The 16,264-nt window shown below is 74.5% G+C and carries 15 protein-coding genes; 5 read left to right on the top strand and 10 right to left on the bottom strand.

Annotated elements, in window-relative coordinates:
• From KOV94_RS01990 to KOV94_RS01965, 6 genes are read right to left on the bottom strand one after another with little or no spacing between them, the layout of a single operon-like run.
• On the bottom strand, positions 1 to 1,278 hold the full coding sequence (locus KOV94_RS01990) for an oligosaccharide flippase family protein (protein WP_218051077.1): 1,278 nt from the start codon (positions 1,276 to 1,278) through the stop codon (positions 1 to 3).
• Entirely contained in the window at positions 1,275 to 2,687 is a 1,413-nt protein-coding gene (locus tag KOV94_RS01985) for an O-antigen ligase family protein (protein WP_218051076.1), read from the bottom strand. Before KOV94_RS01985 ends, KOV94_RS01990 begins: the two co-directional genes overlap by 4 nt.
• Positions 2,684 to 3,844 carry a glycosyltransferase gene (locus KOV94_RS01980; protein ID WP_218051075.1) on the bottom strand — a complete coding sequence of 387 codons (1,161 nt, stop codon included), beginning with the start codon at positions 3,842 to 3,844 and terminating at the stop codon, positions 2,684 to 2,686. The genes KOV94_RS01985 and KOV94_RS01980 overlap by 4 nt, the downstream gene beginning before the upstream one ends.
• On the bottom strand, positions 3,841 to 4,977 hold the full coding sequence (locus KOV94_RS01975) for a glycosyltransferase (RefSeq protein WP_218051074.1): 1,137 nt from the start codon (positions 4,975 to 4,977) through the stop codon (positions 3,841 to 3,843). Before KOV94_RS01975 ends, KOV94_RS01980 begins: the two co-directional genes overlap by 4 nt.
• Positions 4,974 to 6,089 carry a glycosyltransferase gene (locus tag KOV94_RS01970; RefSeq protein ID WP_124341130.1) on the bottom strand — a complete coding sequence of 372 codons (1,116 nt, stop codon included), beginning with the start codon at positions 6,087 to 6,089 and terminating at the stop codon, positions 4,974 to 4,976. The genes KOV94_RS01975 and KOV94_RS01970 overlap by 4 nt, the downstream gene beginning before the upstream one ends.
• A complete protein-coding gene (locus KOV94_RS01965; protein WP_124341131.1) occupies positions 6,089 to 7,585 on the bottom strand; it encodes a sugar transferase in 1,497 nt (498 codons plus the stop codon). Before KOV94_RS01965 ends, KOV94_RS01970 begins: the two co-directional genes overlap by 1 nt.
• Positions 7,586 to 7,858: 273 nt before the next feature.
• Between KOV94_RS01965 and KOV94_RS01960 the strand changes: the two genes are divergently transcribed.
• Positions 7,859 to 9,430, top strand: a complete 1,572-nt coding sequence (locus tag KOV94_RS01960; RefSeq protein ID WP_124341132.1) for a tyrosine-protein kinase domain-containing protein — start codon at positions 7,859 to 7,861, stop codon at positions 9,428 to 9,430.
• Between the two features lie 48 nt (positions 9,431 to 9,478).
• Entirely contained in the window at positions 9,479 to 9,925 is a 447-nt protein-coding gene (locus KOV94_RS01955) for a serine O-acetyltransferase (protein ID WP_218051073.1), read from the top strand.
• A gap of 69 nt (positions 9,926 to 9,994) precedes the next feature.
• Here the strand turns inward: KOV94_RS01955 and KOV94_RS01950 are convergent, their stop codons facing one another.
• The 3 genes from KOV94_RS01950 to KOV94_RS01940 all read right to left on the bottom strand — a co-directional run bounded on the left by KOV94_RS01950 (position 9,995) and on the right by KOV94_RS01940 (position 13,158).
• The gene (locus KOV94_RS01950) at positions 9,995 to 10,513 is read right to left on the bottom strand and encodes a peptidase (RefSeq protein ID WP_124341134.1); all 519 of its coding nucleotides are present in this window, start codon (positions 10,511 to 10,513) and stop codon (positions 9,995 to 9,997) included.
• Positions 10,514 to 10,602: 89 nt separating this feature from the next.
• Positions 10,603 to 12,462, bottom strand: coding sequence for a DUF4012 domain-containing protein (locus tag KOV94_RS21120; protein ID WP_218051072.1), 1,860 nt, complete (start codon positions 12,460 to 12,462; stop codon positions 10,603 to 10,605).
• Positions 12,463 to 12,633: 171 nt separating this feature from the next.
• Positions 12,634 to 13,158, bottom strand: a complete 525-nt coding sequence (locus tag KOV94_RS01940; protein WP_162352980.1) for a peptidase — start codon at positions 13,156 to 13,158, stop codon at positions 12,634 to 12,636.
• Positions 13,159 to 13,285: 127 nt separating this feature from the next.
• Between KOV94_RS01940 and KOV94_RS01935 the strand changes: the two genes are divergently transcribed.
• Entirely contained in the window at positions 13,286 to 13,750 is a 465-nt protein-coding gene (locus KOV94_RS01935) for a VanZ family protein (protein ID WP_218051071.1), read from the top strand.
• 7 nt (positions 13,751 to 13,757) lie between these two features.
• On the opposite strand, the gene KOV94_RS01930 is transcribed toward KOV94_RS01935, so the two are convergent.
• The gene (locus tag KOV94_RS01930) at positions 13,758 to 15,257 is read right to left on the bottom strand and encodes an NCS2 family permease (RefSeq protein ID WP_162352982.1); all 1,500 of its coding nucleotides are present in this window, start codon (positions 15,255 to 15,257) and stop codon (positions 13,758 to 13,760) included.
• Positions 15,258 to 15,391: 134 nt separating this feature from the next.
• Between KOV94_RS01930 and KOV94_RS01925 the strand changes: the two genes are divergently transcribed.
• Together KOV94_RS01925 and KOV94_RS01920 are read left to right on the top strand one after the other, a co-directional pair.
• Positions 15,392 to 15,997 (top strand): arsenate reductase/protein-tyrosine-phosphatase family protein, encoded by a 606-nt coding sequence (locus KOV94_RS01925; RefSeq protein WP_308160312.1) that lies wholly within the window; start codon positions 15,392 to 15,394, stop codon positions 15,995 to 15,997.
• A gap of 9 nt (positions 15,998 to 16,006) precedes the next feature.
• Positions 16,007 to 16,264 (top strand): DUF2530 domain-containing protein, encoded by a 258-nt coding sequence (locus KOV94_RS01920; protein WP_124342394.1) that lies wholly within the window; start codon positions 16,007 to 16,009, stop codon positions 16,262 to 16,264.

Genomic DNA, 16,264 nt, shown 5'->3' with positions numbered 1-16,264 from the left:
TCAGCTCTCCCTCAAGGCGGCGATCGACCGGCGCGACGGCACGACGAACGACAGGACCGGCGCCCGGGTGACGTGCCGCCGCGCGAGATGGACGAGCACGCTCCAGCTCACCAGGTTGCCCGCGAGGTTCGCGAGGGCCGCCGCCACGATCCCGTACACCGGGTACGCCACGAGGACCAGCACCACGGTCACGACGAGGGCGAGCGCCTCACCGACGAGCGGAGCCCCTGGTCGTCCCACCGCGATGAGGCTCTGCGTCAGGACGATCACGGCGCCGAGCGGCGCCTGCGCGAGCAGCAGGACCGTCATCGCCCCCTGCGCCGGCAGGAAGTCGGCACCGAGCACGAGCGGGATCAGCAGCGGCAGCGCCGCTGCGACCACCCCACCCGCGACCAGGAGCAGCCCGAGCACCGCGGTCGACGCCCCCGGCACGATGTCGCGCTCTCCCCGGACGATCCGGTTCCGCAGCGGGATCGCGATCGACACCGAGACGCCGTTGAGCGTCGCGGCGAGCGTCGTCGCGACGGCGTAGAGCCCGAGGTCGTAGGACGTGGCCAGCACCGACAGGAGCAGCAGGTCGATCCGCTGGTTGAGGAGCGCGACGCTGCCCGCGGGCCAGCCGCGCAGACCGAACCGGACCGCGGCGACCGCCTCGGCGATCGTGGCCCGCCCCGTCGGGAGGGCCCCGCCGAGGACCCCCGGCAGCAGGCTCCCGAGCAGCGTCGTCGCGATGAGCAGCAGACCGACCGACAGCGGGGACGGGCCGACCGCGATGAGCACGACGAGGCCTGCGACCGTGACCAGCTGCGGCAGGAACCGCGCGAGGACCACACCGCGCCAGGCCTCGTGCCCCGCGGCCACCGCGCTCGTGCACGACCCGTAGACGACCACCGGCGAGACCGCGGCGTACACGATCAGCAGCACCCGGGACACGGTGCCGGGGTCGGTCTGGAACCCCACGAAGAACAGGTAGGGCAGCGCGCAGACGAGACCGCTCACGAGGGCGAGAACTCCGGAGACCGACGCGAGCACCCGCCGGTCGGCCCCCTGCGCGGACCGGCGGCCGAAGTAGTCCGGCAGTCCGAAGCCCATGAGGATCGCGATGACGGTCGCCGGGGCGATCGCCACCGCGATCTCGCCGCGACCGGTCGGTCCCAGTGCCCGCGCCTGCAACGCAGCCGAGACGAGACCCAGGCCGACGCCGACGAGGTTGGCGACGACGAGCCGCGCGTCCGCGCGTGCCGTCAGCCGCCGTGCGACCTCGACGAGCACGCTCACGAGGTCGTCCGCGGTCGGTTGCCGTACGCCGCGGTCGCCACGTACAGGGCGAGCACGGCACCCATCCCGTTGACCGTCCACCACCACGGCACGGTCAGGCTGACGACGAGGACGGCGACGCACGCCCCCGCGAGCGCACGGCCGACCTCCCCCCCACGGCGGAACGCCCTCAGCGCTGCACGCAGGAGCGGGACGACGAACAGGACGACGCCGACGAGTCCCGTCTTGAGCGCGATCGTCAGGTACACGTCGTGCGAGTCCCGCTTGACCGAGTTGACGAACTCGCCGGCGAACGCGAGCTCCGTGCCGACACCCGGCCCGACGAGCGTCGTGAGGGGCGTCTCGGTGATGGCCGCCGTCATCGTCTGGATCTCGGAGAGCCGGTACTGGCCCGACACCTGCTCGCTCCGCTGGGCGAGGTCGTACCGACCGCCCGGGTCGAGCACGCCGCTGACCAGGGCGAGCGCGACGAGCAGCAGCACGGCGGCGCCGAGCCGCACGCCGAGGCTCGCCTTGTTCCAGCCGGCGAGGAGCGTAGCGCCGACACCTGCCGCGACGGCGAGGATCATGCTCAGGGTCTGCGACACGAAGAGCTCGAGACCGAGGAGCGCGACCAGCGCGGGGCGGGCGCGGCCCGCGACGCGGCGCGAGAGCAGCAGGACGACGGCGGCCATCACGACGACGATCTCCGCACCCGGACGCACGTCGCGCGCCGCAGCGCCCGAGAGGTTCACCACGGGGAGCTCGCCCGGGCCGACCATCCCCGACCGCAGCGCGACGGCGCCGGCGGCGGCGATGACGGACGCGAGCGCGGCGAGCGCGACCAGCCCGCGGACGACCACGAGGGCGCCGCGGCGTCGCACGACGACGGCGAGGGGCACGAGCAGGAGGAACGCCTCGAGGAGGCGCAGGTCGACGAGCGCGGCGGAGCCGACGGCCGCGGTGCCGACCTCGGGCAGCACCGCTCGGGCGACGAGCCACACGGGCCAGGCGAGCACCCACAGCCAGTCCGCCGACGTGAGCACCGTGGGCGCGACGTCCACCGTCCCGGTGAGCGTGCGGGGGCGCCCGTCCGGCCAGACGGCGACCACGAGGGCCGCGACGACCGTGAGCAGCACCGCGGCGTCCACGTCGGTCAGGACGAGGCCGCCGAGCTCGACGTTCACGAGCTCCGCACCGGGCCGGACCAGCAGCACCCACCCCAGCGACGCCACGAGCACGGGCCACGGGAAGGCGACCGTGAGGGCGAGCGCGGCGAGTATCCCGCCGAGCAGCGGCGACCTCACGGCGACAGCGCCCACGACGAGCGCGACGAGGCAGGCGGCGACGGTGACCAGCGTCGCCGTCGCCGTCGGACGGGTGCCGGCAGGGCGCACGGGGGCACGCAGGGGCGCGACGCGCAGGCTCATCGCGCACCTCCGGAGCGGACGAGACCGTCGAGCGCCCGGGCGTACGCAGCGCCGACGTGGTCGCGCGTGAGCGCCGCCGGCAGGTACGGGGCCCGGCCACGCGTGGTCGCTGCGCGCCACCCGGCGGCGAGGGCGTCGACGCTGGCCGCGACGACGGTGGCCCCCGCGGCGAGCTCGGCGGGCACCTGCGCATGACGTGTGGCGACCACCGGGACACCGACGGCGGCGGCCTCGAGGAGGACGACCGGTGCACCCTCGGTGCGGAGGCTCGGGACGAGCAGGACGTCGGCGACCCGGAGCAGCGCGGCCACGGTGCCGCGCGGGACGGCACCGACGAACGTGACACGGCCGTCCAGCCCTCGCGCGCGGGCGAGCGCGCGGAGCCGGTCGGCGTCGGGGCCGTCGCCCGCGACGACGAGGCGGTGGTCGCTCGGCAGCACGCCGAGCGCGCCGATCGCGAGGTCGACGCCCTTCTGCTCGTGGAGACGTCCGACGTAGAGGCCCGTCAGTCCGCCGTCGCGAGCACCGACCAGCTCGGCGACCGCGGCGACGTCGTCCGGGGCCGCGTCGAGCGCCCGGGGGTCGACGCCGTTGTGCAGCGTGGTCACGCGTCGCGGGTCGAGCCGGTAGGGAGCGCGCAGCAGCGCGTCGCGCAACGCGTCGGACACGGGCCACACGGCGTCTGCGCGCCGGACGAACAGCCGACGGCTCGGGAACCGGAGGACGTGCAGCGGCACCTTGAGCAGCTCGCGGCGGGTGCGCGCGCGCAGGCTGCTCGCGAGCTCGGTCCCGGTCGTGCCGTGGACCTGGACCGCCACCGGCGGCCGGCGGCGACGCAGCACGAGAGCACCGCCTGCGTCGCCCACGCTCACGACGGCGTCCGGCTGCCACCGCGTCCAGGGACCGCTGCGGGACGACTCCCACCACCACCGCCACGAGTACCGCCCACCCGTCCGACCGGCGGTCCACACGACGGCCGCCTCCGACGTGCCGCCGCCGGGCGTGGTGAGCAGCGCGACGTCGTGCCCCGCCTCGCGTGCGGCGCGCAGGAGCTCGTCGAGGACGCGCTCCATCCCGCCGCTCCCGGGGTGGCCGGACGTGCTGCGGCACACGAAGAGCACGCGACCGCCGCGACCGTCCGCGCGGCGCGCGCTCACGCGCCGAACCCGTCGACGAGCGCGACGGCGTCCGCGACGCGTGCGGTCCACGAGTGGCTTGCCGCTGCCGCCCGCCGGTCGGCGAGCACGACGGGGTCCGGGACGCCGCTCGCGGCGACCGCAGCGGCCCCGAAGCGGGACGCCTCGACGAGACTCAGCCCCGGCGCCGTCGTCTCCCGGAGGCTCGCGAGGGGCGTCGACACGACGGCCAGGCCGGCGGCGAGGTACTCGTACACCTTCAGGGGGAAGACGCCGGCGGTGTAGTCGTTCAGCGCGTAGGGCACGAGACCGACCGTGCAGCCGGCCACGACCTCGGCGAGCCGGTCCGGTGGCAGGTTGCCGACCGTGGTGACACGGGGGTGGGACAGCAGTACCCCGACCCGGCCGTCGCGGCCCGCACCGTCGATCTCGTGCGGCCCGGCGAGCACGAGCTCGAGCCCGCGGTCGACGACGTCGAGGAGCAGGCCGACGTCCACCTTCGTCGGCGTGAGGTTCCCGGCGAAGACGGCTCGCGGCCGCCGCGGCACGGCGGCACCGGCGAACAGCTCGACGTCGGCGACGTTCTCCCACAGCAGCACGTCGTCGCGCCCCTGCGCCCGGAGGTGTGCCGCGACGCCCGTGCTGCTCGCGACGACCCGGTCGGCCACGCGCAGGAGGTGGCGCTCCGCGTCGAGCAGCGCGGCAGCGGGGACGCGCGGCTGGGTGTGCAGGAGGTCCACCGAGTGGTAGACCACGTGCCGCGCACGACGCTCGAGCCCGTACGTCATCGGCGAGAACGTCCACAGCACGCCCTCGTCGAGCCCCGGCAGGTCGAGCCGCCTCACCAGCTGCGCGTTCAGTCGGCGTGCCGCAGCCGCCCCGTGGAACGGCACGACGCGGGGGCTGACGACGCGCAGCCGGTCGGGCCGGGACGGCGCCGTCCTCTGCCCGCCGCCCCGGCGCCCCGCGGCTCGCCGCGCGACGCGACGGAGGTCGGCACCGCTGACGGTCGGCGCGCGCAGCCCGAACGACTCGACGTAGGTCACGTCCGCGTGGCGCGCGAGGCCGACGGCGAGGTGCTGCTTGTTGGTCCAGACCGCGCTGTCGAAGTCGGCCGTGGAGAGCACGACGACCGGTGGGGTCCCGAGCGTCACGCCACGGCTCCCGCCGTCGACGCGAACGCACGCACGGCGTCGAGGAAGCGCGCGCGGTCGAACGCCTCGGCGCGGGCCGCCGGTGCGTCCCCGCGCATCGTCGTCGCCTGCTCGACCGCCTGCGCGAGCGCGACGGCGTCGTCGAGGTCGACGGTCCGGCCGGTCACACCGTCCACGACCGTCTCCGTGACCCCGCCGACGTGGCCGCCGACGACCGCCGCACCCGCCGCCATCGCCTCGACGGGCATGATCCCGAAGTCCTCGACGGCCGGGAACACGTAGACGGCGCACGCCTGGTAGAGCGCGAACAGGAGCTCGTCGGACGGCGCGTCGACGAACGTGACGGGGACGCGCGCGGTCGCCGCGAGCGCGCCGAGCCGGGCACGCTCGGGCCCGCTCCCCGCGATCACCACGGGTCGTCCGGACGCCTCGCCGGCCCGCACGACCAGGTCGAGCCGCTTGTAGGGGACGAGGCGCGAGGCGCCCAGCACGAACCCGTCGGGCAGGCCGTCCAGGACCTGCCGCTCGGCACCCGTGACGCGGTCGGCCCACACGGGCACGGAGCGGATCCGCGCGACGTCGACCGGCGGGTGCACCACGGTCGCGTCCGTCTCCCACGCCCGGCGCACACGCTCGGCGACGAACCGGCTGTTCGCGGCGACGGCGGTGATCTCCCTGGCGCGGGCACGGTCGAGCGCGCGCAGCGGGGTGCCGGCCACCCGGGCGGCGGCCCCGGCGCCCCGGGCGTCGAGGTCCGGCTCCCACAGGTAGCGGGCGGGACTGTGGACGTAGACGAGCTTCGCGAAGTCCTGCGGCTGGCCGCGGAACGACACGTGGTGGGCGAACGCGTGCGAGCTCACGAGCGCCCAGTCGTACTCGCCTCGGCGGCCGCGCCAGGCGGCCGGCATCGCCGCGAGCGCGAGCGCCTTGCGGCGCCGCAGCGGCGTGCGGGCGAGCCACGTCTCGTCGAGCTGTCGGCCGGGGTAGCGGCCCGGGACGTCGTTCCAGAGGCACAGCAGGTCGGCGGCGGGGAACGCCTCGACCAGCGCGTCGAAGACGTTCTCGGACCCGCCGGTGCGCGCGAGCCACTCGTGGACGAGCACCCCGCCCATCAGTACGCCCCGCTCCGCGCGACGACGACCTTGACGGTGCGGGCGAGGATCAGCAGGTCGGTGAAGAGCGTCCAGTTCTCGACGTAGGAGACGTCGGCGCGCAGCCCGGCCTCGGGGCTCAGGTCGGAGCGCCCGGACACCTGCCACAGGCCGGTGAGCCCGGGCTTCACGAGGAGCCGGCGGTGCGCCGTGCGGTCGTACTGGGCGACCTCCTCGGCGATCTGCGGGCGCGGGCCGACGAGGCTCATGTCGCCACGCAGGACGTTGAACAGCTGGGGCAGCTCGTCGAGGGAGAAGCGGCGCAGGACGCGACCGACGCGGGTGACGCGCGGGTCGTTCTTCGGCTTGTAGAACAAGGCGATGCCGGTGACGCCCTCGGCGGCGAGGACGTCGGACAGACGCTCGTGCGCGTCGGCGACCATCGAGCGGAACTTGTACATGCGGAACCGCCGGCCGTCCTTGCCGATGCGTTCCTGCGCGTACAGCACGGGGCCGCGGCTCGTGGTGGCGACGAGGACGGCCAGGACGAGGAGCAGCGGCGAGAGCACGACCACCAGCGCGGCGGCGCCGACCCAGTCGACGACGGTCTTGGCGATGTACTTGGCACCGGTGAACCGCGGCTCGTCGACGTACATCAACGGAAGACCGGACACCGGCTGCATGATCACCCGAGGCCCGGCGACGTCGACCAGGGACAGGGTGAGCGCGAGGTCGACGTGCGACCCCTCGAGGTCCCACCCGAGCTGCCGCACCGCTTCCGAGGTGATCGCGTCGGAGCCGGTCACGGCGACGGCGGACGCGTGCGTGGCGACGGCCACGCGGGCGGCGTCGCCCAACGAGCCGAGGACCGGGACGCCGGCGACGGTCTCGTCGGAGGCGACCTCACCGGACGGGACGCACACGCCGAGGACGGTGTACCCGGCACGCGGGCTGCGGTGGAGCTCCTCGATGAGCCGCGCGACCTTCTCGCGGTGGCCGATGACCACGACGCCCGACTGCATGCGGCCCGCGTCGCGGCGGCGGTGCAGCCACTGCCGCCACCCGTAGCGGCCGACGAGGATGAGGACGAGCCCGAGCGGCGCGGCGATCGCCAGGTAGCCGCGGCCGATGTCCATCTTCAGCAGGTAGGCGACGATCGCGACGACGGCGAACAGGCGCCAGGTGGCACCGAACACGCGGGCGTACTCGACGGGGCCGGTGCCGATGATGCGGCGGTCGCGGGACCGGACGACGGCGAGCGCGGCGAGCCAGGCGGCGGTGAGGACGCCGGAGACGGTGAGGTAGGACGGCGAGTACTCGCCGGAGACGAGCGTGGTGCCGCCGATGTCGAACCGGACGACGTACGCGACGCCGACGGCGAAGACGACCGCGAACGCGTCCGTGATCGTGAGGCGGGCGACGTACCAGGGCCACCAGGGGGTGGTCGCGCCCGCGGGCGCGTCGACCTCGACGACACCCGGACGGTCGTCGGCCCGGTCGGGTCCGACGGCGCGCATCTCGACCACCGTTCCCCCCGTCTGCGGTGGACTTCACTAACCGCAGCATGCTACCTGTGGCACGGCGTTCCGGATCCGGACGAAGAATGACGAGCCGGACATCCGAGGGCACGACGGCGGCATTTTCCCGGGGATTCCACCCGCGCGCACGTGCGGGCCTCACGGCCGACGGCGGAGGCTGGGCACCGACTGGCGTGGCGGTCGGCGAATGCATGTCCGTGAGAGAATTGCGCGCCGCGGGTCCGCCCCGCGCACCAAAGGGGAGGCATTTCGTTGGAGCTCCAGGACTATCTGCGCGTCCTGCGCAAGCGGTGGGTCTCGATCGTCGCGATCACGGCCCTGTGCGCGCTGGGCGCGGTCGGGGCGTCGCTGGCGATGACGCCGGTCTACCAGGCGACGACGCAGCTCTACGTCTCCGTGCAGGGCGGCGCGTCCACGTCGGACCTCCTCCAGGGGGCGAACTTCACGCGGCAGCAGGTGACGTCGTACGCGCAGCTCGTGAACAGCCCGAGCGTGCTGGGCCCGGTCATCGACGACATGGGCCTCGACGTGCGCGCGGAGTCCCTCGCGGGCCGGGTGCAGGCGGACTCGCCGCTCAACACCTCCCTCATCAACGTGACGGTGACGGACGAGAACCCGGCGGTGGCGGCGGCGACGGCGGACGCGATCGCCGGCCAGTTCAAGGACGTCATCGGCGAGCTCGAGACGCCCGCCGACGGCGGCCCGTCGGCGGTCAAGGTCTCGGTCGTGCGCGAGGCGACGGCACCGACGGACCCGTCGTCGCCGAACCTCAAGCTCAACCTGGCGCTCGGCCTGCTCGTCGGCCTGGCGCTCGGCGTCGGCATCGCGGTGCTGCGCGAGGTCCTGGACACGCGCGTGCGCACCGAGGACGACATCGCGCGCGTCACGGAGACGTCGGTCATCGGCACGATCCCCTACGACGAGGACGCGCCGAAGCACCCCCTGATCGTGCAGTCGAGCCCGCACAGCCACCGGGCCGAGGCCTTCCGCCGGGTCCGCACGAACCTGCAGTTCCTCGACGTGGCGGACCGGCCGCGGTCGATCGTCATCACGTCGTCGCTGCCCGGCGAGGGCAAGTCGACGACGTCGATCAACGTGGCGATCACGCTCGCGGACGCGGGCACCCGCGTGGTCCTGGTCGACGCGGACCTGCGCCGCCCGGCGGTGGCCCGCTACATGGGCCTCGAGGGCGGCGTGGGCCTCACGACGGCGCTCATCGGCCGTGCGGACGTCACGGACGTCATCCAGCCGTGGGGCAACGGCAACCTCCACGTCCTGCCCGCGGGCCAGGTCCCGCCGAACCCGAGCGAGCTGCTCGGGTCGCAGGCGATGGCGCAGCTGCTCGCCACGCTGACGTCGCGCTACGACGTCGTGCTGCTCGACACCGCGCCGCTGCTGCCGGTGACGGACGCCGCGATCCTGGCGAAGCTCACCGGCGGCGCGCTGCTCGTCGCGGGCTCGGACAAGCTGCACCGCAACCAGCTGGCCGAGTCGCTGTCGTCGCTCGAGACGGTCGGCGCCCGCGTGCTCGGCATCGTGCTCAACCGCCAGCGCCGCAAGGCCGGCGAGCAGTACACGTACTACGACTACTCGCCGACGCCCGCGGTCGACGGGCGCGCGCGCAACGGGCGCCGCCGCAAGGCGCGCTCCGGCCCGTCGGCCCCGGCGACGACCCCGACGCCCGCGACGACCACGGGCGCGGTCCCGGTGTCGACGAACACCGGGTCGATCTGGCCGGGCGACGCGCTCAGCGAGTCCCGCCTGCGCGGCGCCGCGCCGACCCAGCCGCAGCCGCAGCACCAGCGCGGCGGTCCGCGCGCCTGAGTGCGCCGACCGTCGCGGCGCGACCGGCGTCTCCCTAGGATCGAGCGCGTGGAAGCCGTCGAGATGCTGGTCCGCCTCCGGCTGAGGCCGGGCATCGGACGCGTCGCCAACGCCGCGCTCCACGTGCTGGGCGTGGACTTCCCGGCGAGCGTCCGCGTCGGTCCGGGTCTGGCTCTGCCGCACGGCGCCGTCGGACTGGTCGTGCACGAGGACACCGTCATCGGCGCGAACGTGAAGATCTACCAGGGCGTCACCATCGGGCGGTCGGACACGCACCTGACGGGCGCCCGAGCGGACGGCGGCCGGGTGGTCGTCGAGGACGACGTCGTCATCGGTGCGGGGGCCGTGGTGCTCTTCCGCTCAGGCTCGACGACGACCATCGGCCGCGGCGCGGTCGTCGGCGCGAACGCCGTCGTCCTCCGCTCCGTCCCCCCGGGCGAGATCTGGGCGGGCAACCCGGCGCGACCGACTCGGCGGAGCGGGCCGTCGTCGTAGCGGCTCGCACGACGCGAAGGCCCCCGCCGGGATCCGGCGGGGGCCTTCGTCGTGCAGGAGCAGTGCGCGTCAGGCGCGGACCTCGGAGCGACGACGGGCGAGGACGATCGCACCGGCGCCGACGGCGAGCAGCGCGCCCGCACCCGCGGCGATCGGCAGCGCGTTCGAGCCGGTCGAGCTGAGGGCCGCGGGCGTCCCGGCGGCGGCACCGGCGACGGTGACGGCCTGCGTCGACAGGACGGCGCCGGAGGCGGCGTCGGTGACGACGAGCGAGAACGTGCCGGGCTGCGCGAGCGTGACGGAGAAGACGGCGTTGCCGGCGGCGTCGGTCAGCTTGCTGAACGACTTGGTGCCGGCGATCTTCACGGAGTCGGCCGGGACCGACTCGGGTGTCGTGACGGTCAGCGTGACGTTGGTCTTCGCCGGGCCCTTGACGGTGACCTTGAAGGCCTCGCCGGCGGCGGGCGTCGAGTCGGAGACCGTGCCCTTGTCCTGGTAGTTCTCGGCGCCGTAGCCGAAGGCGGCGGACGGCGCGAGGACGAGGGCTGCGGCGGCGGCAGCGGTGACGAGCGCGCGACGGGTCTTCATGGTGCTCCCCCAGGATGGGACGGATGACAACGGCACGGAATGACCTTTTCGGACGTTTCCCCGCCTGTGACCCTGGAAATGGGTCGGCGTCACCGTACCGATTCGCTGGAGCAACCGGAAGCAAGGACCGTAGGCCCGGAACCGCTGGCCAAGGGCGTGGAACGCACCACGACGTCGCCCGTCGAGGACTTTCCGGTGACGATCTCGAGATCGAGCGTCCCGGATTGTCCGGGTGCGAGAGTGAATGTCCTCGCGACGACCCCGAGCTCGTCGTGCACCTGCGCGAGCACCCCCGACTCCTCGGAATTCACCCGCACCGTCTCGACGAATCCCCCGGACGGCGCATACACGAGGACGTTGGTCGTCACCTCGCCGGGCGGGACGACGCGGTCGGGCCCGACGACGTACTCCGGGAGCGTCGCGGCGTCGGCGGGCGCGGTGGACGTGAGCGTCACGGTGAGGTCGACGACCTGGGACCCGTCGGGCCGGCACTGCGCGACCTCACCCGTGACGTCGAGGTCGAGGTAGTAGCCCATCTTCGCCTGCGTGCCGTCGTTGAGGTAGACGCCGACGACGGACGAGTCGTCGCCGCCACGACCGCGCAGCGCACCCGCGAGGACGGTCGGCGCGAGCAGCTCCTGCTCCTCGGCGTGCGCGGACCACAGCATGAGCCGGCCCTCGCGCGCGGCCTGCGCGAGCGCGTCGACGACCGCCCCCGCGTCGCCCTGGCCCCCCGCGACGGCACCGAAGACGGTCGCCGCGGTCGACGCGAAGAACGCGTCCTGGTCGGCCGGGTCCTCGAACCTCAGGTAGACGCCGTTGAGCAGCTCCGCGACGGCGTTGTCGCGCGACAGCGTGCTGCCGTCGGCCAGCCCGACGGGGCCGGTCGCCCCGAGGACGAGCGCGAGCGCACCGGGGTCCACGGACAGCACCCCGTCGACCTCGCCGCCGACCTGCTGCTGCCAGATCGCGCGCGCGAGCGCGGCGGACCGCGGGAAGTCCGGTGTGAACGTGACGTCGCGCATGTCGGTGCCGACGAGCGGGCTGAACAGCGCGTCCTCGGCGTCGCTCAGCGGCAGCGCGGGCTCGGTCAGGCCGGACAGGTCGCCGCCGCGCCGCTGGTCGACGACGTCGAGCCGCCCGTCCTGCGCGCGCAGCACGAGGACCGTGCCGGGGATGCCGCCGGTCGCCCGGGGCTCGGCGTTGTTCTGCACGAGCACGAGGTAGGTGCGCGGCTCGGCGGACCCGAGCATCGTGGGGAGCAGGGTCGCGGCGCGCGCGGCGGTCGCGGTGGTCGCCGCGACGTCGTCGACCTGCGCGCGCAGCTCGTCGACCGGCCCGGCGAGCTGGCCGGCGAGCCGGGAGGTGTCGATCGCGTCGAGCTGCTGGACGGCGGCCTGCACGGCGAGGTCGGCCCCCACGACCTGCGGCGCGGCCCTGCGCAGCGGGTCGAGGTCCACCTGGCCGTCGACGGGCGCGAGCGCCGCAGGGTCGACGAGCGCGACGGCGTCGACGAGCGGCGGCAGGCCGTGCTGCGCGAGGTTGTCGACGACGTCGGCGACGACCTGCACGGCGCCCGTCTGGTCACCCACCCACGGCAGCGCACCGGCGAGGGACCACACCGGGCTGCGCGTGCGGGCGTGCGCGGTCGCAGCGTCCTCCTGGAGCCGGGTGACGGTCGCGCGAGCGGCCTCGACGTCGCCGCCGGTGGCCTGCTCCTGCAGCACGACGACCTCGCCGCGCGCGTCGAGGAGCGCGGCGCGGGCCGCGAGGACGTCGGCGACGAGCCAACCGACGGCGACCAGCCCGAGGAGCACGAGCGCGCCGGCGGCACCCAGCACGGCGCGGCGGTCCAGCACGAGCCGCCGACGCCAGCGCGGCTCGGCGGGCGCCTCCTGCTCCGGCACGACCTGCGTGGACCAGGCGTCGCCCCAGTCCGGATGTGTCACGCAGGTCCTTCCGCTCGGCTCGGGTCACGCTCCTGCCGCGCGGACGACCGCCCGGCGGCGCGCTCGATGGTAACCGCGCGGGCTGTGCACCCGGGCTCCTCGCCGCGGGCGTCCGACGGGGCGCCGCGGCGCCGGGCGCGGTCTGCGCAGCCGGCGCGCGCGGCGCTCGGGTCAGCGGGTCGTGGCGCGGTGCCGGGCGAGCAGCAGGGCGCCTGCACCGACGACGAGCAGCGTCACGCCGCCGAGCACGTACGGCAGCGCGTCGGCGCCGGTCGAGCTCAGCGTGCCGCCCGTCCCGGCCGGAGTGACCGCGAGCACCTCGGTCGCGATGACCGCACCCGTGGCCGCGTCGACGGCGGTCAGCGTGTAGGTGCCGGCCTGCGCGAGCGTCACGGTGAACGTCACGGACCCGGCGGCGTCGGTCGTCTTGGTGAGCGACTTGGTGCCGGCGATCGTGATCGCGCTGTCCGGGACCGACGCCGGCGCCGTGATCGTGAGCGTCACGGGTGTGCTCGGCGTGTGCTGGATGGTGAAGCTGAACGACTGCCCGGGCGCGGGCGTCGGGTCGGACACGGTCGCGACCACGCTCGGCGCACGGTAGCCGTCGTCGCTCGGTGCTGCGGTCGCTGCGCTCCCTGCGGACAGGAGCAGGCCGCCCGCGACGAGCGCAGCGGCGATGTGGCGTCGAACGAACATGTGAGCCCCCTCGGCTTCCCCCAGGCCGTCGGTGCCGCGCACGGACGCGGCACCCGGTCCGACGGTACAACTGCCTCGGGCATCTGGAAACCGCTGGCACGACCGGCGTCACGGCTACCGTGACGAGGTGACGTCCTCCCCCGCCACCCGCCGCCGTGCCCTCGTGGCGGTGCTGGTCGTCTACCTGGCGGGCGTCGCGCGCCTCACCCTGTGGCCCGAGCCGGCACCGGACGCCACGTTCGGCCTCGTCAGGACCGTGCTCGCGTGGTTGCAGGAGCGCGGCCTCCCGGTGACGTACGCCGCGACGGAGGCGGTCGCGAACGTCGTGCTGTTCGTGCCGTTCGGCCTGCTGGTCGGCGTCCTGCTGAGGCGCGCGTGGTGGGCGGTGGCGCTGGGCGCCGCGACGTCGGCGGCGATCGAGCTCGCGCAGCGCGCGTTCCTCCCGTCGCGCGTCCCCACCGTCCAGGACGTCGTCATGAACACCCTGGGCGCGGCCCTGGGTGTCGCGGCGCTGCTCGTCGCCCGCCGCGTCGCGCGGAGACGGACGGGCCGGGCCCTCCCGGAGGAGGACCCGGCCCGAACCACCGGCTGAGAGGACCTCAGACGCCGAGCGCGTCCTTGATCGGGCCGAGCAGGAAGTACACGACGAACAGCGCGGCGGCGCCCCACATGAGCGGGTGCACGACGCGGGCCTTGCCGAGCGCGAGCTTGATGACGACGAACGCGATGACGCCCGCGCCCATGCCGACGGTGATCGAGTAGGCGAACGGCATGAGGACGATGGTGAGGAACGCGGGGATCGCGACCTCCCAGTTCTTCCAGTCGATGCCGCTGATCTGCATGACCATGAGGAAGCCGACGACGACCAGCGCCGGGGTGGCGGCCTCGAACGGGATGACGTCGACGAGCGGTGCGAGGAACGTCGCGAGCAGGAACGCGACACCGGTCGTGATCGCGGCGAGGCCGGTGCGGGCACCGTCGCCGACGCCCGCGGCGGACTCGATGTACGAGGTGTTGGACGAGACCGAGCCCGCACCACCGGCGGCCGCGGCGAGCGAGTCGACGATGAGGATCTGCTTGGTGCGCGGCGGGTTGCCGTCCTTGTCGAGCAGCCCGGCCTCGCCGCCGATGGCGACCATCGTGCCCATCGTGTCGAAGAAGTCGGCGAGCAGCAGCGAGAAGACCAGCAGGATCACCGCGACCGCGCCGATGCGCTCGAACGAGCCGAACAGCGAGAACTGGCCGAGCAGCGAGAAGTCGGGGGTCGCGACGACCTGGTCGGGGATCGCGGGGGTGTTGAGCTTCCAGCCGCCGGGGTTGCTGCCGTCGGGCTTCGCGGCGCCGACCTTCGTGATCGCCTCGACGACGATCGACAGGATCGTGGCGGTCGCGATGGCGATGAGGATCGCGCCCTTGACCTTGCGCACCATGAGCACGATCGCGGTGATGAGGCCGACCGAGAACACGAGCAGCGGCCACGAGCCGAGCGAGCCGGCGATGCCGAGCTCGACGGGCGTCGCGAGGCTCGACGGGATGCGCACGAAGCCGGAGTCGACGAGGCCGATGAACGCGATGAACAGGCCGATGCCGACGGAGATCGCGGTCTTGAGCTCGACGGGGACGGCGCGGAACACGGCCTCGCGGAACCCGGTCAGCACGAGCACGAGGATGATGAGGCCCTCGAGCACGACGATGCCCATCGCGTCCGGCCAGGTCATGCCGGGCAGGAACGCGATCGAGTAGGTGACGACCGCGTTGAGGCCGAGGCCCGCGGCGAGCGCGAGCGGGAAGTTCGCGACGGCGCCCATGAGGATCGACATGACGCCCGCGACCAGGGCGGTGGTCGCCGCGACGGCGGCGAGGTTCGGGGCGTCGCCGCCGCCGAGGAACGCGCCGTTGCCGCCGTCCGACGGGACGGTGCCGATGATGAGCGGGTTGAGCACGATGATGTAGCTCATCGTGAAGAAGGTGACGAGACCGCCGCGGATCTCCGTGCCGATCGTCGAGCCGCGCTCGGTGATCTTGAAGTAGCGGTCGACCGCGTTGCGAGGTGGCGCAGGAGTCTCGTCCTGCGCGACGGGGGCGGAGGGGGAAGCCATGCGCAGATCGTAGGAGAACGATCGCGTCCGCATGCTGGTTCCCACCGTCCGCAACATGAACGTCACACAGTGACGAGCGCGACGCCCGCCCGGCGGTACCGGACGGCGCACCCCCGCCGGGCATCATGGTCGCCGTGACCGTCGACCCCGCCGCGCCCGTGCGCGTCCTCACCGTCTGCACCGGCAACATCTGCCGCTCCCCCGCCGTCGAGCGCCTGCTCGCCGCGGGCGCGGGCGGCGCGTTCCGGGGCGACGCGGCCGCCGGCGGGATCGAGGTCGGCTCGGCCGGCACGCGCGCGGTCGTCGGGTCCGCGATGAGCCCGCAGATGGCGGCGCTGGTCGCGGGCCGCGGGCTGGTCGCCGACCGGTTCGTCGCCCGGCAGCTCGACGCGGCCGCGGTCCGCGAGGCCGACGTCGTGCTCGCGCTCACACGCAGCCACCGGTCCGCGGTCGTCGAGCTCGTGCCCGCGGCCGTGCGCCGCACCTACACGCTGCGCGAGCTCGCGCGGCTGGCCCCGCTCGTCGACCCCGCGCAGCTCGACGCGGCCGGCGCGACACCCGCCGAGCGGCTGCGGGCGCTCGCCACCCTCGCCGCCGCGCAGCGCGGCCGCGTGCACGCGACGCCCGACGAGGACGACGTCGTCGACCCGATCGGCCAGTCGGACGCGCTCTACGCGCGCGTGTTCGACCAGATGGCGCAGGCCGTGGACGTGATCGTCGGCACCCTGCGCCGGTCGTAGGCTTCGCCCGTGCCGTCGCTCCTCGACCGGCTGCTGCGCCCCGAGCGCACGCCGCCCCCGCCCGTGCAGGTGGACCTCGCGCACGTGCTCCTCGTCGGCACCGGCGTGTGGGTGGCCGGGCTCGTCGTCTGCGCGGTCCTCGGCTGGACCGGTGCGACCGACTGGGTCCCGACCGTGGTGTGCGCGACGGGCGTCGTCATCGGCCTGGGCGCGCTCGCGTGGGCCCGGAGGCGGCGACCGCAGCCGGGCACCGCCCCCGAGCGCTGA

Origin of the sequence: Cellulomonas algicola (assembly GCF_019024305.1) — a bacterium.
Lineage (GTDB): Bacteria > Actinomycetota > Actinomycetes > Actinomycetales > Cellulomonadaceae > Cellulomonas > Cellulomonas algicola.
The sequence above is the reverse complement of the archived record's forward strand: the minus strand, read 5'-3'. Positions and strand labels throughout refer to the sequence as shown.